Genomic DNA, 21,046 nt, shown 5'->3' with positions numbered 1-21,046 from the left:
TCTAAAGACAATTTTCAGACCAAAATAAATTTTAGCCCTATGAAAATTATTTATTAAACATTTGAACCTCTCTTTTATAAATATTATAAGGCTGTAAACCTTCCTTTTGAACAATCATTTGCCCCAACTGTGTACAAGAAAATCTTATGAAACCATTCGCAATATTAAAATTCCCTTCATTGGCTAAAAAGTACAATACTCTTGTAAAAGGATATTTCATTTCTCTTAATCCAGCATAATCTGCCGCATAAAGTTTTCCTTTACTTTCTACAGGAAGAATTTTAACTTTACTTCTCAATTCCATTGAAGCCTTGTCATAGGGACGACTAAATGTATTCAATCCTATAACTCCGATTTTATTAGGATATTTATTCAGTTCTTCAATAAGATTCTTACTTCCCGGAATCACTGAGAATTTCAGATCTTTCGGTTGTTTATGTAGTTTTTGAGCAACAAAATTCAAATTACTTGAATTGGTTCCGTCAAAAATAAATTCTTTATCTTCTGATTGTAAGCCTTTTTGGATTTCATCCATAGAAACAGATTCTTTAGATGAAGTATTCGGGACAACAAATACCACTGCGTCTGCTGCAAATTTAGCAGGCAAAAACTTCAGTTCTACTTGCTTTTCATATTCTTTAATTTCTTCAGGAGAAAGTTCTTTCGACATGACAACAATTCTTGCTTTATCATTCAATAAATCAAGAAATCCTAAATCTTCCTTTTTAGTCACTACTTTTAGCTTAGTTTCCGGATAATTAATCATATATCCATCGGCCAAAGCCTCAGTGACGCTTTGAAATGATTCATCAGTAAGAATGGTAAGATCTCCTTTGTTGTAAGATGGTGAAGCTTCTTTTTTCTTTGAACAGCCTGAAAGAACCGCTATAAAAAGTATAAAAGCTATTGTAAGAGAATTATTCATCTTTATTCTTTTTAAGTTGGGATATCGCTCTGAAAATTCTAAATATCCCATAAAGTACCAAAATAGCCCCCAATGGATAGGCTATTGTAGGTTCTAAAGTAACTACGAAAAATTTGTAAACAATTACAACTATTCCTAAAACGATATAAAAAAATCCTGTTATTAAGGATAACCACTTGAACATCATATGACAAAAATACCAAAAAAAATAAAAAGAGAAGCAATTGCTTCTCTTTTTTAGATATTATTTAATTATTAAATTAAATTATTCCGGTGGTTGCATTGCAAGAGGTAGTCTATATCTGTAACGTACAGATTGACCATTAATCTTAGCAGGCGCCCATTTGTTTTTAATTGATTTAACAGTTCTCACTGCCTCAGAGTTAAAGTCAGAGTTTGAACCTGTAACTTTAACATCTGTAATACTTCCATCTCTTTCAACAACGAAAGTAACTTCTCCTTTTACAACTCCATCAGCTCCCTCGATCGCAGAAGTATCAAAGTTTTCTCCTACTTTCTTTCTGAAGGCATTAATACCTCCTGGGAATTCTGCAGTTTGCTCTACTTCCGTATAAACCTGAGTATCACTCACCTGAGGTTTAACCTCAGCTGTTGAAGCTCTAGTTCCTGTTGACGGTGGCGGTGGCGGAGGTGTATAAGCCGGAGCTTTTACCCCCTCCTGATTAGTCAAACCAGTTGTTGTTTCTAATTGCTTAGAAATTGGCGGTGGTGGAGTTTCAATTTTTGGAGCTTTTACCGGCTCCGGAACCACATTCTGAATAACCTCAATTTTTTCCTCTTTTGGAGGTGGAGGTGGTGGAGGTGGTTCTTTTTCTTTCGGCTGCTCAATAATTTTATCTTCCTGAAGAATTTCTACCAAATCCGCCTTAACTTCTTGTTTAGGTGGAGCAGTAAGTCTCTTAATGGTAAGATAAATGAAAGGAGACAAAGCCGCAATAAGGAATAATGCCGTTCCAACGATAAAAGATTTCGTCAGAAGTCTTGGATACTGATGTCTTAAATCGTATGCACCATATTCCTTGTTTCTATTTTCAAATACAATCTCGTCTAAAGTAAGACTAGGATCGTATACATTTTCATTTGCCATAGATATACAATGTTATGGTTTAAATTACTTTGTAGCCGGTGCTGCAGGAGCTGCTCCTGAATTACCAACTTTCTTATCGTAAATAGCTTTCTCCCAAGGCTTAAGATCAGTAACCCCGTACTGCTCACTCTTAGTAATTGCCATTTCGTCAAGAATATCTACAAAGTTTTTATATACAGCATCGTCAGTTGGCTTGATAATCACAGTAAACTTAGTTTTATCAGCCGCACCAGCTTTTGCCTGCTCAATTACTTTTCTAATTCCTTCTCTATCGTAAGTAGTTTCATTAAGATTTTGGTCAGTCAAAGACGTGTTGTCCTGCTGGTGCCAAAAAATCTTATTGTCTTTACCTAATAATAAAGAAATAGAGTTAGAAAGTTTAATTTCTGTTGGAGGTGGTTTTTGTGTATCATCTTTCGGTTTTGCCGGAAGACCCAAATCCATTACATTCGGTTTAGAGAATGTGGTTGTGAACATAAAGAAGGTAATCAATAGAAACCCTAAGTCCACCATCGGAGTCATATCTACGCGGGTATTCTGCTTCTTGGATCGAACCTTGCCGCCTTTCCCGCCTTTTTCCTGTACTTGTACTTCTGCCATTTCTAAATGATATTATTCATTAGGTTTACCTTCTTGTGATGTAATCAACCAAAATTTAAGAAAATCAATATCTCTTAAACCTTCAAATAGGCTTTTAACTTTTGGATATTCTGTTGTAACGTCACCTTTGATTGCTAATTTGTAATCAGGATTAACGCTTAAACTTTGCTCTACCCAGTCAACTAACTGCTTATTTGTACTATCCATAGGAATCCCTGTAGGACTCTTGAAATTCTTCTGCTCGTCATCTGACAAATCAAGATAGCTCTTAAGCTGGTTCATAGGAACCCCAATCGCTTGTACTTTTTGGAATGCAGCTTTTTGTTTGTTGTCAAAAGTAATTCCATACTTTTTCCCCATGTTGTCCAAAAGCTGTAATCTCTCAGATGCATTTTCTACTGGCTGGAAATAAAATTTCCCGTCAGGAGTAGCGTTGATAGTCATCAAACTTGCATCAGGAAGTAACTTCTCTGATATTGAAGATGGCGGTTTGATCTGCTCCACGTCAGGTTTTTTAAACTGAGTGGTCAAGATAAAGAACGTAAGTAGTAGGAACGCAACGTCACACATTGCCGTCATATCCGTAACTACTCCATGTCTTTTTGGTTTGACTCTCGCCATTATTAATAAAATTTTTAATTAAACTTCTTTTTACTTACTACAAATTCTTTGCCTAATTCTTAGTTGAATTCAGCAAAAGATTGTTGGATACTCATAGCGATCTCGTCGATCTTGTAAGTTAATCCGTCAATTTTAGAAGTAAAGAAGTTATAAAGGATAATAGCGATAGCTGAAGTACCAATACCTAATGCCGTGTTGATCAAGGCTTCAGAGATACCCGTAGAAAGTGCAGCTGCGTCAGGAGTACCACCTCCAGAACCTAATGCGAAGAACGCCTTGATCATCCCGATTACCGTACCTAATAGTGCTACTAACGTTGCAACAGTACCTAACGTAGAAAGGATCATCATGTTTTTCTCTAACATTGGCATCTCAAGAGTTGTAGCCTCTTCGATCGCTTTGTTAAGCGCTACCATTTTTTGCTCTTTGTTTAGAGTTGTATCGTGAGCTAGAGCTTTGTAAGTAGTAAGACCTTCTTTCACTACGTTACCAACAGAACCTTCTTGTCTGTCGCACTCTTCTAAAGCTGCATCAATTTTGTTTTGGTTTAGTAAGCTTCTTACTTGTACAACGAAGTTATCCAAGTTTCCTTTTCCAGCAGCTTTACCTAAAACGAAATATCTTTCAAAAGAGAAAACGATTACAGTAAGCATGAAAGTAATCAAGATAGGTACGATAACCCCTCCTTTGTAGATAATTCCCAAGAACGAATCTGGATGAATGTCTTTTCCTTCAACATCTGAAAAAGCTACAGACGCTCCTCCTAATTTTTCAGCATCTTTAAAGTTTCCAGGGCTACCCAAAACGAATAAATAAATACAAATTCCTATTGCTAAGATGATAGGAATAATAACAGCCGGGTTTAAACCTCCTGCTTTTTTAGCAACTACTTGCTCATCATTTTTTGAAACATTCATTTCCATATTTAACTAAATTATATTGTTTTAAATTTTTTGAGGCTGTAAATTAAAGGCAAAATTAATTAAAATGCAATTATTTTAAATAAACAATTTGCTTTTTTTTGATAGAGTTTTTTTGAATCAATTCCAAAATCTCAATTTTTTTTTATTTTTTTGGCAATATTATTCCATATTAAATAATATATTGAAAATTTAAAAAAATTACCCCTATTTTTTTTTTATTTTACCAATGTTAAATTTTATTTAAATTACTATATTCACAATTTTGTGAAGCACTACAATGATTTTCTTAGGAGTTTTGCCATCCAAAATTTGTACCATTTTTTCATCTTGTAACACTAATTCTTCAACTTCTTTCGCTGAAAGTTGAGCAGAAAGTGAAATTTTAAACTTCATTTTCCCATTCACACTTATCGGATAAAGAATCTCATCTTCCACTAAGTACTCCTCGTTCAACACTGGGAATTTCTCAAATTCAATCGATTCGCTATTCCCCAATAAACTCCAAAGCTCTTCACAGATGTGTGGAGCATAAGGCGAAATGATAACGGCTAAAGGTTGTAAAATATTGCGTTTGTTACATTTTATTTTTTGTAATTCATTTACAGCGATCATAAATGAAGACACAGAAGTGTTGAAAGAGAAGTTTTCGATATCGTAAACTACTTTCTTTATTAATGTATGTAAAACTTTATATTCTGCTTTTGTAGGCTCTTCGTCTGAAACTTCAAAATTTTCTCCGTTGAAATATAAATTCCAGAATTTTTTCAGAAAACCATACACTCCACTTAGACCTTGAGTGTTCCAAGGCTTGGATTGTTCTAACGGACCTAAGAACATTTCATACAATCTCAATCCATCTGCTCCGTATTCATTACAGATATCATCAGGATTTACAACATTGTATTTTGACTTAGACATTTTTTCTACTTCACGACCTGTGATGTATTTTCCGTCTTCCAAAATAAATTCTGCATCAGCATAATCCGGTCTCCAAGCTTTGAAAGCTTCCGTATCTAATTCGTCAGTTGTTCCTTTTAATAAGGATACATCTACGTGGATTGCCTGGGTTGTATATTCTTTTGCTAAATTTTTAGATACATATTGATTTGTACCATCAATTCTATACACAAAAGCACTCATCCCCAAAATCATTCCTTGGTTGATCAACTTTTGGAAAGGTTCATCATGATTAATATATCCTCGATCTTTTAAAAACATATTCCAAAAACGTGAATACAATAAGTGACCTGTCGCGTGTTCGCTACCTCCAATATATAAATCTACCTGTCCCCAATAATCTGAAAGTTCTTTGTTGGTGAAAACCTCTTCATTTTTCGGATCCATATATCTCAAGAAATACCAAGAGCTTCCCGCCCAACCCGGCATTGTAGATAATTCTAATGGGAAAACAGTTTTTTCGTCAATTAAATTGGTATCAACAATTTTTTGGTTCGCTTCGTCCCAAGCAAAAGTTTTCGCATTTCCTAATGGCGGATCTCCATCTTCTGTTGGTAAATATTTTTCAACTTCAGGAAGTTCTAAAGGCAATGCAGATGTTGGTAATGTGTAAGGCATCCCATCTTTATAATATATAGGAACCGGTTCACCCCAGTATCTTTGTCTTGAGAAAATCGCATCACGCTGTCTGTAATTCGTTGTTCCGTGACCGATTCCTTTATTTTCGATTTCAGAAATTATTTTTGATTTTGCATCATTATAATTTAATCCATTCAAGAAATCTGAGTTTACACAAACAGAATCTTTAGAATCAAAAGATTTTTCCTGAACGTCTTCTTCTGTTTCTACAACTTTTTTAATTTCAAGATTAAATTTCTTCGCAAATCTATGATCGCGCTCATCGTGTGCAGGAACAGCCATTACAGCTCCCGTTCCGTAACCCATCAAAACATAATCTGAAATATAGATCGGCATCTTTTCTCCGCTAAACGGATTGATCGCATAACTTCCCGTGAAAGCACCTGAAACGTTTTTCACGTCAGACATTCTGTCTCTTTCAGTTTTCTTTGAAGTTTCTTCAATATAAGTATCTACTTCTGCTTTTTGAGCATCGGTAGTAATTGTTTCTACTAAAGGATTTTCAGGAGCCAAAACCATAAAAGTTGCTCCAAAAATGGTATCAGGTCTTGTTGTGAAAACCTCAACGATTTCGTCATGACCTTCAACATTAAATCTAACCTGCGCACCTTGTGATTTTCCAATCCAATATTCTTGTGAATCTTTCAAAGGTTGTGACCAGTCAAGAGTTTTTAAACCTTGCAATAATCTTTCAGAGTAAGCAGAAATTCTCATGCTCCACTGCATCATTTTCTTTTGGAAAACAGGGAAACCTCCTCTTTCAGATTTTCCGTCTTTTATTTCGTCATTTGCCAAAACTGTTCCTAATGCAGGACACCAGTTTACAGTCGTTTCCGCTCTGTATGCTAAACGATAATTTAAAAGAATATCTTCTTTATCCATTTCAGAAGCAGATTTCCATTCTTCTGCTGTGAAATTTAATTCATCATTTTGATTGGCATTTAAACCTTCTGTTCCTTTTTCTTCGAAATGTTGAATTAAAGCAGAAATAGATTCTGCCTTATCTGTATCCTTATTATACCAAGAATGGAACAATTCAATGAAAATCCATTGTGTCCATTTATAATAAGAAGCATCAGAAGTTCTTACTTCTCTACTCCAGTCGAAAGAGAAACCTATTTTTCTTAATTGCTCTTCGTATCTGTTAATGTTTTGTTCAGTAGTAATTGCAGGATGCTGTCCTGTCTGAATAGCGTACTGCTCAGCAGGAAGTCCGAAACTATCGTAGCCAACTGGGTGGAGCACATTGAAACCTTGGTGTCTTTTGTATCTCGCATAAATATCGGAAGCGATATATCCAAGCGGGTGACCTACGTGAAGCCCTGCACCTGATGGATACGGAAACATATCGAGAACATAAAATTTTGGTTTGTCTGTGTTATTGGAAGTCTTGTACGTTTGATTATCTTCCCAGTATTTCTGCCACTTTTTTTCTATCTGCTGATGATCGTAAAACATTCTATAATTTTATATAAAGTACAAATTTAAGTTTTTTTAAAAGAAAAAACTTAAATATTCTTTTCTTGTTATTTAGCAATGATGATCTTACTTGTAAATTCTACTTCCGTAGTCTTAGCCCTTAGGACATAATTACCATTGGGCAGGTTACCTACAAACAACTTTGCTTTGCCCTGATTGATCCCATGTGTATCTGAAAGCACTTCCCTTCCTGAAGCATCATAAAAAATGAATACTGCATTTTCTCCGGACTTTCCAGTTCCAAAATCCACTTCCAGAAAATCTTTTGTAGGGTTTGGATATACTTTAATTTTAGTTTTCGTCATCACCTCCTGCGTTCCTAAAGTTGCACAAACTGCAGTCGCTGTACTGGACGCGGAAATTAAATTTATTTTATTGGCAGGCGTTACAAAATCTTGTAATTCGGTAGAAGCTATAAGTCCTGAATCCGCTCCCAACCAATCTTGTAAGAGAGAGGCAAATATCTGACGATAATCAAATCTTCGCTGGTTTTGATTGTAATAATAACTTGTAGCATTTGTAAATAGCGGATGATCTCCCATTACACCGGAATTCAACCCATTTCCAACAATAAAGAATGGCGCTAAATCTCCATGATCCGTCCCTAAACTTGCATTTTCTCTTACCTGTCTGCCGAATTCACTAAAGGTAACAGTCATAATTTTATGCCCAATTCCCAATGCTTCAACATCGGTCTGAAAAGCCTGAATTGAATTTGAAATATCCGCTAATAAATTAGCATGATTTCCCAGCTGTGTACTCCCTGACTGAATTTGATTTACATGGGTATCAAAACCTCCTAAATTCACCTGGAAAATTTTTGTTTTACTCCCTCCTTTTATCAGCCTTGCTACTGTTTTCAATTGTTTTGCTAAAGTGGATGTCGGATAAGTTGTAGTAGAATTATTTCCGGCATTGAAAACCTGCATCACCCTGTTGTAATAAGCATCCATACTGCTCGCAACATTTTTTATATAATCTAAAAGATCATTATATTCTGACTGAGTAGGAATTACACTGACAAACAGATTTGTAAATAAAGAGTTTTGAAAACCTGTAAGATTGTATTCTATATTTTTTTCTGTGATATGTTCGTAAAATAAACTCGGATTTAAATTTCCTAATTGTATTGCCAAAGGATCCGGACTTTGCGTCGTAGGATTTCCTGCCAATCCGGGATACAAAGCACCTAAATATCTTCCAAACATTCCATCTAAAAGATCGGGATTATTATTTGTACCGTCTTTTCCTGAAAACATTAGATTTTCAGATCTGAAGTGTGAATAATTGGGATTAGGATACCCTACTCCATTCAACAAGGTCAATTTACCTGAGTCGTAAAGAGATTTAAACCCGGTCATTGAAGGATGCAATCCTACTTGTTTAGTAGCTGCCACTGTAGTATCCAAAGGAATATATGCTCCCGTTCCTGTATTATTAATTTTAATATTCGGTCTTAAATTAGCATAGGTATCATACTGACTAACCGGAATTACCGTATTCAAACCGTCATTTGCTCCTGCTAATCTCAATATAACCAGAACACGCTCATTTACAGGATCACAATTCACATTAAAATCCAGAAACTGATTCATGACACGAGATGGCATTCCGTTAAGCAGAAAAGGAGCTCCAACACCTGCCATAGAAATCAATTGTAAAAACTTTTTTCTGTCCATAATTACATTGTTTGAAATTCAGGAGATTTAATAAGTGCTTTTACTAAGCGGTCAATCGGGATTTTCACATTCGTGGCAGTTCCGGTCGTAAGGTAATTATTCCACTCATTTTGCCAGTTGATTACACTTAACCCATTAAGAAAAACGGTTTTGAAATAATCTAATCTTGTGGCTGGAGGAAAATCAACAAAAAGCAGTTCGCAAAATTCCGAAACCAATTGTACAGCATCTGCAGGATTTTGAAAATTACCGCTATCCTTCACAAACAATGGTAAATTGAGTTTATATAAAAATCCGTTTTGCGTAATTCCGTTAATCAACATATCGATAGAATTGTTGTAGCGGATTCTTAAAGATGATGTAGTAATCCAGTTTTTATCATAATTCGGACTACTGGAATATGCGGCATAGCCATTTACAGATTGTGGTCTGAAAACAGGCATTCCCGAGTTCTGGGAATAACTGGAAATTGTTGATAAAAAACTATGCAGTGAACTTGGGTTTGCAGAATACAGAGGTGTCGAAAGCTGAAGCAAAGAAAACATATGAAAGTACAATTCTAAAGGGCTTCTCACTAACGAACCTATCGTTTGATCTCCAGCAATGGAATCTTCTTCATCATAAAAATGTTTACTGGATAATAATATCCTAAGTACCGGTAAAATATTGTAACCATTTGTTTTAAGAGTCGCAGCCAAAGGAACAATAATATCTGTCTCTATACTGCTCGTAATTTCTCTTCCCACAAAATAACGATACATTCTTCTGCAATACGCTTTTGCCGTTTCATCCTGATTAAAAACCATCGTGATAAAACTTTCAAACTCCGTCTGAATGGTACTCACGGTATTTGCGCCCGTGATGACCGTTCCTCCAAAAGCACTACTAAACGTTTTATTGGTAAGATCATGGGTATTCACATCTATAAACCCTGTTGGCAACTGCGTCACGGGATCTACCGTATTAAGTCTTGCTGTTTTATTAAGCTGATTAGCAGAAGTCAGTGTAAAACCGGTTAAAACCTTTGCCGCCTGTTGTACATCTGTTTCCGTATAATTGGTATAATTTCCCGTTCCTATCTGAGGTCCTTTAAGAATCGTAAATAATTCTAAAAACTCTCTCGCATAGTTTTGATTAGGGCTATTTTTCTTATTGACATTGTTATTGAGATAAATCAGCATTCTTGGATTCAGAGTAACTCTTATAGCCAAATCTTTTAAACTTCCATTGACATGAAATCTCAAAAGCTCTTTATAATCAAAATTGGTAAAAAAACTCGCATCATTATCCGTGACAAAAAGCAAATGAAGCCAGTACACGATTTTATATTGCGCGGAAGGATCTTTCATCGCCTGATACATCCACCAATAATTATCATAGACCACAGAATTTGCTGTACTTAAAGTATCGGTAATCGTTGGATTTGCTACTGTAGGCACAATCGTCTCTGCATTATTATTGAGAGGACTCGGTGGTGTGGGAGCCGCAAAAGTAAACAGCTCATTCAGAGCCTGATCAGGAGTTTTTGTTGCGAAGTAATTTATTCTGGCCTTCGTGATATTGTAGGTCGTTCTTCTCAGCAAATGATATGCATTGAAGAAGCCTAAGGCAGATGTTTTAGGAGTGAGACTTGGCATTACAAAGATTTTAGAGAATCAAAGTTAGCTAATTGTATTACATAACACTACACCTCACTCAATAAAATTATTAAATAATTAATAAATCATTTACACAAAAGAGAAAATCCTATCATAAGACAGGATTTCTTATATTACAAATAGCAAAAACAAATTATTGCACAATTCTCTTCATTGTATACGTCACTGAATAATACTCATTAGGATCAGTTTTATCCTCAATGGTAAGATTCAAAGTAGTGGCATCAAGAAGAGTTACTTTACCATTCTCAGGCTCAACTGTTCCTAGATATTTTATTTGTATACTTTTATCTTCGTTGTATATGTAGTTAAACGTACGGTCAGCAGACGCGATACATTGTCCCGGGGTTGTAGCATCATCATCACTATCCTTTCTTTTACCTGTAGAACCTTCGTTAAAAACCCATCTAGAGGCTTTTTGACAATCAGTATATGCAATCTCATCTGAAACTCCAGCTCCTGAAGCCTGAATCGTTGTTCTTACTTCCTTAATCGGAGACCAAGTTCCAACCAACGGATACACTTGTGCCGGATCATCATCCTTACAAGCTGAGATAGACAATAATGATAAACCTGCAAATAGCAATGCTAATTTCTTCATATATCAAATTTTTCAAGGCCTAAAATTATGATTTTTTTTAAAAACTTCAACATTTTTTTTAGCTTTCGTAATTTAATTTTCAAATTATTAAAAATACCGTTGCTGAAACCTTATATTTTAAGCCTTATATTTGTATAAAAACATTGCATGCCGTTAGTTTCTATCATTACTCCCTGTTACAATTCTTCCAAATTCCTGAAAGAAACCATTGCATCAGTAATGAACCAAACGTTTACAGACTGGGAATGGCTGATTACGGACGACTGTTCTTCAGACGACTCCGTTGAAATCATCAAAAGCGTCAACGACTCAAGAATAAAGCTGACCATTTCAACAGAAAATAAAGGAGCCGGACATGCAAGAAACATCTCACTGGAAAAAGCATCAGGAAGATATATTACATTTTTAGATGCCGATGATTTTTGGGCACCAGAATTCCTTACCGAAATGATTAGTTTCATGCAGAAAGAACAGGCAGAAATCGCTTATTCAAACTACGCGCGATGCAATGCCGAACTTATTCCACAACTTGAAGATTTCAAGGCAGACAAAGAAGTTACTTTTAACAACCTCCTAAAAACCTGCCGTCTTTCTCTTCTCTCTTCTATGTATGATTCACAAAGAACAGGAAAAGAATATTTTCCCGAAGGAAGCAAACGTGAAGACCATGTCATGTGGCTCAATTTATTAAAGAAAATCCCTGCGGGAAAGCCGTTACCCAAAACAATGGCAAAATACAGAATGCATTCCAACAGTGTTTCAAGAAAGAAACAGGATGTTGTGAAAGATCAATATCTGGTATATAAGGATTATATGAAATTTTCTACTCTAAAATCGTTGTACTATACCGCAAACTGGGCCATTAACGGATTTTTCAAATACTCTAAACTTTTCAACTGATGGAATATTCAAAAGAATTCAAAGCAGCGTTAAGCAATTTTTCTTCTCTGGAAAAAGACCGATTAATTTTCAGGCTATTAAAAAAAGACAAACTTCTTTCAAAAAAATTATATTTTGAACTTATTGATCCAGAAAACACAGATCAGAAGAGAGGTCAGATGGAAGAAATCATCCGTGAAAAACTGATGCTTTTAAGTAAATATTTACTTAATCATAAATACTATCTGATTCATATTCGAAAAATAAGCAGCGAGATTACAGAACACGTAAAAGTAACCACAGACAAATTCGGGGACGTTTCTCTGAATCTTTTCCTGATCAATGAAATTTTAGAAAACAATGATAAACTGAACACTCTAAGATTTGATCAGGTGTATAAACTTTATCTTTACCTCATCAATAAAATTTTCAAAAGTTTTATCTTAACTAAAAAACTAGATGAAGATTACTGGATGGAAATTGATGAATATTTAAGAGATACCCAGCAAAAAATAGAAGACAATCATTACCTGAAAAAACTATGCATTAATAATGGCTTAGACCTGAACTGGCTTAGCACGGAAAACATTCCTGATAACATTGATCAAATTGCAAAAGATCTTAAAAACCAAGGATTTTTAAAGTGACATTATTTTCTTTATAATCAGTTCTGTAGAATTAGGTTTTTCTGTAACAAACTTCTCCGCATTACCGGACATTTCTTTTAAAACCTCTTCGTTATCGATAAGTGAAAGAATAAATTGTGTAGCTACATTTTCACTTTCAAACGACTTTCCTCCATTTACTTTGATCAAATCGTCCGCTTCAGGATTTTTCTTGTAGTGATTCCCAAAGACTACAGGAATGCCGAACGTTGCAGCCTCTAAAATATTATGAAGTCCGGCCTCATGAAAACCTCCTCCAACGACTGCAATATCTGCATAGGAATATAATTTAGAAAGCAAACCAATACTATTAATAATAAGAATTTGCGCATCCGAAAGTTCAGCTTTTTGAGTATTCTGAATTTGGCTGTAAAGAATAGCTTCCGGAAAGATCTGCTGTAAATGATGAACTCTTTTTAAATCATGAGGAGCAATGATAAGTTTAACTTCATTATTTTTCGCAACCAACAATTCAGCTATTTTTTCTTCTGCCTGCCATGAACTTCCGAAAACCACAGCTTTTTCTCCCGCTTTGAAATCTATTACAGAATCCACATGATTCTCTCTCTCTCTAAGTTGTTTTACTCTATCAAATCTCGTATCACCCGTAACCGAAGAATTAACAAGACCTACACTTTTTGCTAAAACATACGAATGTTGATTCTGATGAAAAAACCAATCGATATTGTTTTTAAGCTGTTTTACAAACCATTTCCCATAGGATGTAAAGAAAGCCTGCCTTTCATAAAACAGTGCAGAAATTACATATGTTTCAACTTCCTTTGCTTTCAGTTCATTCAACAGATTATACCAGAAATCATACTTCACCGTAAAAAATAGTTTAACATTAAAAGCTGATATAAAATCTTTTACATTTTTGTTGGTATCAAACGGCAAATAACAAATCACATCCGCAATATGTCTTTTCTTAACCACATTTTCATATCCTGAAGGAGAAAAGAAGGTTACTAAAATCTTACGTCCCGGAAATTCTTTTTTCAATTGTTCTAAAACAGGTAAACCTTGTTCATATTCGCCTAAACTTGCAGCATGCATCCATATTACCTCATCAGAATCATTAAAGACAGATTTCACCTTTTGCAAAGATTCTTTTCTTCCTTCAACGCCTTTTTTAGTTTTATCATTAATCAATGAAAAAACGTTCATTCCGAAAATAAGTAAATTGATAAATATATTGTAGAAAAAGGACATTTGATTGTATTTTAAATTTCTGTTCTATCGTTATTTGTAGAAGGACTTGAAATGACTAGAAACTCCAGATCTTCATTCGATTCATTAGAAATATAATGTTTTGATTTTGGCAAGACCGAAATGCTTTCCCCCGCTTTTACAGAAAACTTTTCCTCATTAATAGAGAAAACTGCTTCTCCTTTCAAAATATAAAAAAACTGTTGTGCTTCTTTATGAAAATGCAGTTTCTCAGCCGTTCCCGAAGGCATTATTTCCTGTTTCACGGAAAGCTCATGAGAATCTTTCAGAATCCAGCTATCGCAATTATTTCCCCAAGTATAATGCTCGGAATTGTTTTTAGATTTTATCATTTGAAAATACCTGTAAAAATAAATGTAACAATTAAACTACCGATGACTGATAAAATCGCCATTGCAAGAGGCACTCTTGGTTTTACATTCTCATCAAATGCATATCTGAACATATAATCTAAACTATTCAAAAAGATCATTACAATCAGAATATAAAGCCATCTTATAAAAATTTCCATGATCAGAAATTGTGCCTCTTTATTTTCTGCTGTAATTTTTACAGGATAGTTCGCAGATTCCGGCTCTCTCACCACAAAAGCAAATAGAACGTAAAATGCAGTCGCAAAAACCGGCATTAAGAAAGAGTATTTCTTGCTTCCAAAGCCGTCCGCTTTTCCGTCAAAATCAAAATGAACAGGAATGGTCTGTGGTAATGTTTTATACTGTTTTATGGTAAATCCCCATAGAAAAACCAGCAATCCGAAATTGAAAACATCAAAAATTATAAATAGTGTATTTTCCATTTCAGATGTATTTTAACATTACAGAATACTTTTTATGACTCTTAATTTGTGGGTATGTTTATTAAGTTCTTTATTGAAAATACCTGTAGAATCCAGAGTATCTATTCTCACTTTTCCTGAAGCATGAATAATTTTCTGAGCATCGAGCATGATTCCTACGTGAATAATTTTTCCTTCCGGGTTTTCAAAGAAGGCAAGATCTCCGGGTTTGCTTTCTTCCACAAAACTCAACGCCTCTCCTACTTCAGCCTGTTGGTAAGTATCTCTTGGTATTTTAATATCATGAACTTTATAAACAAGCTGGGTAAACCCTGAACAGTCTACTGCAAAAAAGCTTTTACCTCCCCATAAATAAGGGACATTAAGGAATTCTTTAGCAGTAAGTGCAATACTTTCTCTCATATCATGACTTCTACGTGATGCCACCACAGGAAACTCCACTTCAGAACCTATTGACAATAAGGTTTTTCCATCATTCATTAAGACCGAAGAAAAATCTTCCGTCACCACCGTTACCTTTCTTTTTGCAAAGTCTTCATCAGAGATAGGCTTGATCTGCTTCGTATCCATCCAACCTTCATAGCCGTCGTAATGCATTTTTATTTTGGTCCAGTTTTTATTCACCTCCAAAATATCTGCACTTTCTCCGAAAAGGATCTCAGTAACAATCTCTGCTTTATCTGAACCTTCGGCACGAACTGGCGCTACCGTAACAATACAAATTCCTTTATCCATTTATATTTTGATTAAAAGATTCAAGAATTAAAAATTAAAAAATTAGCGCTCTCCAATTTTTTAATAGTTTAATCTTTTAATAGTTTATAATTATTTTCTGCGAAGTAAATTTACCCCATCACGCAAAGGTAAAATAAGATTCTCAAAATCTTCATCGTTTGCCGCCAAATCATTGAGCTCTTTAATAACCTGAGTCGATTTTTGCTTAGGATTTTCTTCTAATACTTTTCCGTACCACAACACATTATCAAACATCACTACAGATCCTGATTTTGTTTTAGGTTTTATCAAACGGAAATATTCTGCATAATTTTCTTTATCGGCATCTATAAAAACAAGATCGAAAACCTCATCGGTTTCTCTTAAAAACTCTTTTGCATCCTGAAGTTTAAAATCAATCTGGCCAGAATATTCACTTTCTGCAAAATATTTTCTAGGCAGATAAGCTAGATCTTCATTCACATCCAATGTTGTGATCTTCCCGTCTTTTGCCAAACCAGTTGTTAAACAAAGGGTAGCATATCCCGTAAAGGTTCCGATTTCAAGAATGTTTTTCGGCTGCATCATCTGAGAAATAATAGTCAGCAATCTTCCTTGCTGATATCCTGAAATCATATGAGGTTGTGTTGTTTTCTGAAAGGTTTCCCTTCTTAACTTTCTCAAAATTTCGGATTCAGATGAAGCATGCGTTTCTAAATACCTATCCATTTCCGGATTTGTCTCTTCAAAAAAACTCATTTTATTTTTTTAATGATTCAAATTTAACTAAAAAATATTTAGCCTTTATCATAAGAACAGTAAAAAACACGATGTAAAATACCGTAAAAACACGGATGTTTTTCTGAAGAATGAAACAATACCTTTGCAAAGGAAGGTAAAAACACATAATCAAAATGAATGCCGGAGAAAATCAAATCAGCAAGACAAAGGAATCAAAAAGGTACATCACCAAAATGAATACCTCAAAAAAAACTAAACCAGAAATATCCAATTCATTTTTACAACGAATTATCTCATTATTGAAAAAAGAAGATGTAGTTTAAAAAAACAAAAACTCCCGAGAATCTCGGGAGTTTTTATTGTATGTTATTGTTAATTATTTCTTTGGAGCAATATCCATTAATTTCATGAATTCATCAAGCTTAGGCATAATGATGATTTCGGTTCTTCTGTTTTCTGATCTTCCAGAAACGCTCATATTCGTCGCTTTAGGATTGTATTCAGAACGTCCACCTGCTGTAATTCTTGCAGGATCAACACCAAATTGAGTCTGTAGAATTTTAGCAACCGCAGTTCCTCTCAATGCAGAAAGATCCCAGTTGTCTCTTGGCAAGTTCGCAGAGCTTAATGGTGCATTATCTGTATTTCCTTCGATCAATACTGAATATTTATCGTAATCATTGATTACTTTAGCCACTTTTCCTAACACTTCTTGAGCTGCAGGAAGAATATTGTAGTCTCCTGTTTTATACAACATTTTGTCTGAAAGGGAAATCATTACCACACCTTTCAATACTTTTACCTGTACATCATCATCACCTACATTATCCAATGATCTTTTTAATTTATTCGACAATGCTAAATTTAAACTGTCATTTTTAGCATTACTAGAAATCAATTGTTTGATATAAGAGTTAGAAGCATTGATCTCTCCTACTAATTTATCAATATTTGCAGAACTTTTACCTGTGTTTGATAAACAAGCATCCAAAGATGATTTCAAAGCATCGTGCTGACTTTTCAGCAAATTATTTTCACCTGATAAAGCAGAATTTTGTGATTTCAAATCCTGAATTTCACGTTGTCTTTCTCCAATATTTTCAATACATTGTTTGTAATTGGAACTCAACGCTTCATACTGTTTTTTACTAACGCAAGATGTCAATCCTAACACCATTGCAGAAACTGCTAAAATTTTAAAAATCTTCATAAATAATCATTTTTAGACCAGCCAAAGGTAGGGAATTGAATTGAATTATAAGGATTATCTTTGCCTAATAGAAATTCTTACCGTAAATTTTGAAAAAGACAGACTTAAAAAAAGAATTAGAAAATCTCATTCACTCTCCTGAAAACCACCCCTATCTTTTGGCCGTGAGCGGAGGTGTTGATTCTATGGTTTTGGCGTATCTGTTTAATGAGTTACGAGATTCGGGCTGCAAATTTCAGATTGCCCATATCAATTATAAACTACGTCAGGAAGATTCTTATCTGGATCAGAAAGTAGTTCAAGATTTCTGCGAAAAGAATCATATTAAATTTCATTTATATGAGGTTTCGGAGAAAGATCAGCGACCTGAAAACTCCATTCAGCTTTGGGCCAGAGAATTAAGATATACTTTTTTCAAGCAGATTCAAGAAAAGGAAAACCTAGAATTCTTAGTTACGGCTCATCATTTAAATGACCAACTGGAAACTTTTATTATCAATCTTTCCAAAGCAGCCGGAATTAATGGACTGAGTGGAATTCCTTCGAATGAAAATAAAATTCTGCGTCCTCTTTTAAACTTTACGAAAGAGGAAATTTATGAATTTGCAAAAGAGAACAGTATCGAATACCGTGAAGATCTTTCTAATAAAAAAAGTGATTATTTACGGAATAAAATCCGTCTTGAAATTGTTCCCAAATTATTGGAAACAAACGAGCATTTTTTAGACAATTTTAAAAAGAGTTCTTCTTATCTGAATCAGACTAAAGATTTTGTTCAAACACAGATTCAGGAAATAGAAAATAATCTTACAGTATTTAACAATGACTATAAAATCATATCAAAAGACCAACTCAATCAGCAAAGTGATTTTGTAAAATTTGAGATTTTAAAAAAATACGGTTTTACCTCAGAGGAGATTCCTAAAATTTTTAAAGCTGAAAATGGAAGTTCTTTTTTTTCAAAAGACCATCAGTTACTTGTTAACTACAATGATTTGATGATAAGTCCCAAAACTAAGGACGAAAGATTGAGTTTTAATAAAAAGCCGGAAGATGAAATTCTTCTGATTGAAAAATTTGACTTTACAAAGAATCAAATTGAAATCGATCTGAACGCTACAATTGAAAACATTGAAGAAATCAATAAGAGTTTCGAATGGAATTTTGATGCTGAAAAACTCAAGTTCCCACTGCGATTAAGAAGACAACAGGATGGTGACGAATTTTTCCCAACGGGCTTTTCAGGGAAAAAGAAGGTTTCTAAATTTTTTAGGGACGAAAAATTATCTATTTTAGCGAGGCAAAAAATTTGGGTATTGGTGGATGGCGAAAATTCTATTCTTGGAGTAATCCCATTCAGACAAGACCGACGAAATGCAAAGGATGGGAAGACCAATACAATTCTCAAAATTTTTAATGAAAAGTAAGATGAAATTTAGAAACTGGTTTTTATTAATTCTGTTATTTTTAGCAACAGGAATTAATGCACAAATCAAAAATCCTGTAAAGTTTAAATTTACAATCAACGATTTAGGAAACAATCAATACGAAGCCGTTTTGAACGCTACCATGGAAAGCGGATGGCATATTTATTCTAAGGATATTCCTGAAGACACAGGAATCCCGACGGATTATAAAGTTTCCGGGAAAAACATTGAATTGATCGGAAAATTTACAGAGGTAGGAAAAAAACATGAAGAGTTTTCGGAAGCTTTCGGAGGAACCATCATTTATTATTCTAATTCTGCAGGATTCAAACAAAAATTCAAATTAAAAGACGGAACAAAACCAGGTGATGTGGTGGCCGAAATCACTTATCAAACCTGCGACGACAGAGTCTGTCTGGCTCCGAATACTTTAGAATTCAATAAACAGGTTACGCCAAAAGGAGTGACGGAAGAAGCTACTCCTGAAGAAAAAACAGAAGCAGCGAAAGATTCTGTAAAAGCCATTGAAACTGTTGTAGAAAATCCTGCTAAAGGAGAAATTACGGTAACAGAAACTTCAAAACTGGATCCAAAACAGTTAAAAATTGAATCTATTGATTTTGAAAAACCTTTAACGGATTGTGGAACAGGTTCTACAAAAATTAAAGAAAATTATTGGACGTATTTATTCTTAGGATTCATCGGTGGGTTAATTGCATTGTTGACTCCTTGTGTATTCCCAATGATCCCTTTAACTGTTTCTTTCTTTACAAAAGGCAGCAAAAACAAAGCAAAAGGAAAAAGAGATGCCTTAATTTATGGGTTCTTCATCCTTTTAATTTTTGTATTATTAAGTGTACCTTTCCATATTATTGATGGAATTGCAGGAAATATTTTCAATGAAATTTCTACCAGCGTTTGGCTGAATATTGCCTTCTTCATCATATTTATTTTCTTCGCAGGAAGTTTCTTCGGATACTACGATATTACATTACCAAGTTCGATTGCCAACAAATCTTCAAAAGCGGAAGAAGCCGGAGGAATTATCGGAATTTTCTTTATGGCTCTTACATTGGTAATTGTATCTTTCTCTTGTACAGGACCAATTTTGGGAAGTTTATTAGGAAGCGCAGTAACCGGTTCAGCAAACGTTCCAATGTTATTAACATTTGCATTGGCTGGTTTCGGATTGGCTTGGGCAATTATTTTCGGACTATTAGCTTTATTTCCTCAAGCATTACAAAGTCTTCCAAAATCTGGAGGCTGGATGAATACGGTGAAAGTAGTTTTAGGTTTTATAGAATTGGCTTTAGCATTAAAATTCTTATCAAAAGCAGATTTAGTTTCTAAAACATTCTTACTAAAAAGAGAACTTTTCATTGCGATCTGGATTGTTATTGCGTTAGGTTTAGCATTATATTTATTTGGATTAATCAAGTTCCCACATGATGATAAAAAGCCAAAAATTTCTATTACAAGAAAAATATTAGGAGCTTTAGGATTCGGATTTGTAATTTATCTGGTTCAGGGATTAATTCCTTCTGAACGTCCTAAATTGCAATTATTAAGTGGTATTTTACCTCCTTTAAATGTAAGTTATTTCCATGACGAAAAAGATGGAATTCTGGGAATGCATCCTGAACACGACTTCTTCACAGCTGTAGAATTAGCGAAGAAAGAGGATAAACCCATCTTAATTGACTTCACAGGATACGGTTGTGAAAACTGTAGAAAAATGGAGGAATTCGTTTGGAGTGAAGCAGATATTTTACCTATTCTTCAAAACGATGTGGTTTTAGCCTCTTTATATGTTGACGACAAAGAAGAACTTCCTGAAGATCAAAAAACCAAAATTGATCTGGGTGACGGACAGGTAAAAAAGGTAAAAACGATTGGTGACAGATGGAGTTTATTTCAACAGGTTAACTTTAATAACAACTCTCAACCACACTATGTTTTGGTAACTCCAGACGGAAAAGTAATCAATACACCGGTTTCAGGATATATGCCAAAAGAGGATTTCAAAAAATTCTTGGAATGCGGAGTAAACTATTATAAAAAGAATAAATAATAACTGCAAAATATTGTAAAAACTCATGTCGAAAGGCATGAGTTTTTTTATGCAAACCAATCTTCACCATTACACTTCTCAAATTAATTTTAATATATTTGAATAATCAACAACACAAATTAC

General features: G+C 34.4%; 19 protein-coding genes. 4 read left to right on the top strand and 15 right to left on the bottom strand.

Features of this window, described 5'->3' with window-relative positions; all coding sequences use genetic code 11:
• Positions 1-46: 46 nt before the first annotated feature.
• The 9 genes from RM51_RS03295 to RM51_RS03250 form a co-directional block, all read right to left on the bottom strand.
• The gene (locus RM51_RS03295) at positions 47-925 is read right to left on the bottom strand and encodes a PstS family phosphate ABC transporter substrate-binding protein (protein WP_039365135.1); all 879 of its coding nucleotides are present in this window, start codon (positions 923-925) and stop codon (positions 47-49) included.
• A 265-nt stretch (positions 926-1,190) separates the two neighbouring features.
• Entirely contained in the window at positions 1,191-2,033 is an 843-nt protein-coding gene (locus RM51_RS03285; RefSeq protein WP_039365129.1) for an energy transducer TonB, read from the bottom strand.
• A gap of 24 nt (positions 2,034-2,057) precedes the next feature.
• Positions 2,058-2,633 carry an ExbD/TolR family protein gene (locus tag RM51_RS03280; RefSeq protein ID WP_039365127.1) on the bottom strand — a complete coding sequence of 192 codons (576 nt, stop codon included), beginning with the start codon at positions 2,631-2,633 and terminating at the stop codon, positions 2,058-2,060.
• Between the two features lie 12 nt (positions 2,634-2,645).
• Positions 2,646-3,254 (bottom strand): ExbD/TolR family protein, encoded by a 609-nt coding sequence (locus RM51_RS03275; RefSeq protein ID WP_039365125.1) that lies wholly within the window; start codon positions 3,252-3,254, stop codon positions 2,646-2,648.
• 59 nt (positions 3,255-3,313) lie between these two features.
• Complete coding sequence (locus tag RM51_RS03270) at positions 3,314-4,177, bottom strand: MotA/TolQ/ExbB proton channel family protein (RefSeq protein ID WP_039365124.1); 864 nt, start codon at positions 4,175-4,177, stop codon at positions 3,314-3,316.
• Positions 4,178-4,417: 240 nt separating this feature from the next.
• A complete protein-coding gene (gene leuS / locus RM51_RS03265; protein ID WP_039365122.1) occupies positions 4,418-7,231 on the bottom strand; it encodes a leucine--tRNA ligase in 2,814 nt (937 codons plus the stop codon).
• 68 nt (positions 7,232-7,299) lie between these two features.
• Entirely contained in the window at positions 7,300-8,931 is a 1,632-nt protein-coding gene (locus tag RM51_RS03260; protein WP_039365120.1) for a DUF1501 domain-containing protein, read from the bottom strand.
• A 2-nt stretch (positions 8,932-8,933) separates the two neighbouring features.
• On the bottom strand, positions 8,934-10,568 hold the full coding sequence (locus RM51_RS03255; protein ID WP_039365118.1) for a DUF1800 family protein: 1,635 nt from the start codon (positions 10,566-10,568) through the stop codon (positions 8,934-8,936).
• A gap of 154 nt (positions 10,569-10,722) precedes the next feature.
• Entirely contained in the window at positions 10,723-11,190 is a 468-nt protein-coding gene (locus RM51_RS03250; RefSeq protein ID WP_039365115.1) for a lipocalin-like domain-containing protein, read from the bottom strand.
• Between the two features lie 147 nt (positions 11,191-11,337).
• Between RM51_RS03250 and RM51_RS03245 the strand changes: the two genes are divergently transcribed.
• A complete protein-coding gene (locus RM51_RS03245; RefSeq protein WP_039365112.1) occupies positions 11,338-12,090 on the top strand; it encodes a glycosyltransferase family 2 protein in 753 nt (250 codons plus the stop codon).
• The gene (locus RM51_RS03240; RefSeq protein ID WP_039365108.1) at positions 12,090-12,716 is read left to right on the top strand and encodes a hypothetical protein; all 627 of its coding nucleotides are present in this window, start codon (positions 12,090-12,092) and stop codon (positions 12,714-12,716) included. The genes RM51_RS03245 and RM51_RS03240 overlap by 1 nt, the downstream gene beginning before the upstream one ends.
• Here RM51_RS03240 and RM51_RS03235 read toward each other — a convergent pair.
• The 6 genes from RM51_RS03235 to RM51_RS03210 form a co-directional block, all read right to left on the bottom strand.
• Positions 12,708-13,946, bottom strand: coding sequence for a 3-deoxy-D-manno-octulosonic acid transferase (locus tag RM51_RS03235; RefSeq protein WP_039365105.1), 1,239 nt, complete (start codon positions 13,944-13,946; stop codon positions 12,708-12,710). The two genes, RM51_RS03240 and RM51_RS03235, sit on opposite strands and share 9 nt — an antisense overlap.
• An 11-nt stretch (positions 13,947-13,957) precedes the next feature.
• Positions 13,958-14,296 carry a cupin domain-containing protein gene (locus tag RM51_RS03230; RefSeq protein WP_039365102.1) on the bottom strand — a complete coding sequence of 113 codons (339 nt, stop codon included), beginning with the start codon at positions 14,294-14,296 and terminating at the stop codon, positions 13,958-13,960.
• On the bottom strand, positions 14,293-14,760 hold the full coding sequence (locus tag RM51_RS19005; RefSeq protein WP_052248371.1) for a DUF1648 domain-containing protein: 468 nt from the start codon (positions 14,758-14,760) through the stop codon (positions 14,293-14,295). Before RM51_RS19005 ends, RM51_RS03230 begins: the two co-directional genes overlap by 4 nt.
• An 18-nt stretch (positions 14,761-14,778) precedes the next feature.
• On the bottom strand, positions 14,779-15,495 hold the full coding sequence (locus RM51_RS03220) for a C40 family peptidase (protein ID WP_039365099.1): 717 nt from the start codon (positions 15,493-15,495) through the stop codon (positions 14,779-14,781).
• Between the two features lie 90 nt (positions 15,496-15,585).
• Entirely contained in the window at positions 15,586-16,233 is a 648-nt protein-coding gene (locus tag RM51_RS03215) for an O-methyltransferase (RefSeq protein WP_039365096.1), read from the bottom strand.
• Positions 16,234-16,591: 358 nt separating this feature from the next.
• Positions 16,592-17,425 carry an OmpA family protein gene (locus tag RM51_RS03210; protein ID WP_039365093.1) on the bottom strand — a complete coding sequence of 278 codons (834 nt, stop codon included), beginning with the start codon at positions 17,423-17,425 and terminating at the stop codon, positions 16,592-16,594.
• Between the two features lie 86 nt (positions 17,426-17,511).
• Here RM51_RS03210 and tilS point away from each other — a divergent pair, with 86 nt between their 5' ends.
• On the top strand, positions 17,512-18,852 hold the full coding sequence (gene tilS, locus RM51_RS03205; RefSeq protein WP_084110914.1) for a tRNA lysidine(34) synthetase TilS: 1,341 nt from the start codon (positions 17,512-17,514) through the stop codon (positions 18,850-18,852).
• 1 nt (position 18,853) lies between these two features.
• Entirely contained in the window at positions 18,854-20,923 is a 2,070-nt protein-coding gene (locus RM51_RS03200; protein WP_039365263.1) for a protein-disulfide reductase DsbD family protein, read from the top strand.
• Positions 20,924-21,046 lie beyond the last annotated feature (123 nt).

Source organism: Chryseobacterium taiwanense, assembly GCF_000813825.1.
GTDB classification, from domain to species: domain Bacteria; phylum Bacteroidota; class Bacteroidia; order Flavobacteriales; family Weeksellaceae; genus Chryseobacterium; species Chryseobacterium taiwanense.
The sequence above is the reverse complement of the archived record's forward strand: the minus strand, read 5'-3'. Positions and strand labels throughout refer to the sequence as shown.

Coding starts and splice junctions, on each gene's coding strand:
- RM51_RS03270 (WP_039365124.1), bottom strand. CDS start 4,177: ATGGAAATGAATGTTTCAAAAAATGATGAGCAAGTAGTTGCTAAAAAA.
- RM51_RS03255 (WP_039365118.1), bottom strand. CDS start 10,568: ATGCCAAGTCTCACTCCTAAAACATCTGCCTTAGGCTTCTTCAATGCA.
- RM51_RS03215 (WP_039365096.1), bottom strand. CDS start 16,233: ATGAGTTTTTTTGAAGAGACAAATCCGGAAATGGATAGGTATTTAGAA.
- RM51_RS03280 (WP_039365127.1), bottom strand. CDS start 2,633: ATGGCAGAAGTACAAGTACAGGAAAAAGGCGGGAAAGGCGGCAAGGTT.
- RM51_RS03295 (WP_039365135.1), bottom strand. CDS start 925: ATGAATAATTCTCTTACAATAGCTTTTATACTTTTTATAGCGGTTCTT.
- RM51_RS19005 (WP_052248371.1), bottom strand. CDS start 14,760: ATGGAAAATACACTATTTATAATTTTTGATGTTTTCAATTTCGGATTG.
- RM51_RS03250 (WP_039365115.1), bottom strand. CDS start 11,190: ATGAAGAAATTAGCATTGCTATTTGCAGGTTTATCATTATTGTCTATC.
- RM51_RS03275 (WP_039365125.1), bottom strand. CDS start 3,254: ATGGCGAGAGTCAAACCAAAAAGACATGGAGTAGTTACGGATATGACG.
- leuS (WP_039365122.1), bottom strand. CDS start 7,231: ATGTTTTACGATCATCAGCAGATAGAAAAAAAGTGGCAGAAATACTGG.
- RM51_RS03285 (WP_039365129.1), bottom strand. CDS start 2,033: ATGGCAAATGAAAATGTATACGATCCTAGTCTTACTTTAGACGAGATT.
- RM51_RS03260 (WP_039365120.1), bottom strand. CDS start 8,931: ATGGACAGAAAAAAGTTTTTACAATTGATTTCTATGGCAGGTGTTGGA.
- RM51_RS03220 (WP_039365099.1), bottom strand. CDS start 15,495: ATGGATAAAGGAATTTGTATTGTTACGGTAGCGCCAGTTCGTGCCGAA.
- RM51_RS03240 (WP_039365108.1), top strand. CDS start 12,090: ATGGAATATTCAAAAGAATTCAAAGCAGCGTTAAGCAATTTTTCTTCT.
- RM51_RS03245 (WP_039365112.1), top strand. CDS start 11,338: ATGCCGTTAGTTTCTATCATTACTCCCTGTTACAATTCTTCCAAATTC.
- RM51_RS03230 (WP_039365102.1), bottom strand. CDS start 14,296: ATGATAAAATCTAAAAACAATTCCGAGCATTATACTTGGGGAAATAAT.
- RM51_RS03210 (WP_039365093.1), bottom strand. CDS start 17,425: ATGAAGATTTTTAAAATTTTAGCAGTTTCTGCAATGGTGTTAGGATTG.
- RM51_RS03200 (WP_039365263.1), top strand. CDS start 18,854: ATGAAATTTAGAAACTGGTTTTTATTAATTCTGTTATTTTTAGCAACA.
- RM51_RS03235 (WP_039365105.1), bottom strand. CDS start 13,946: ATGTCCTTTTTCTACAATATATTTATCAATTTACTTATTTTCGGAATG.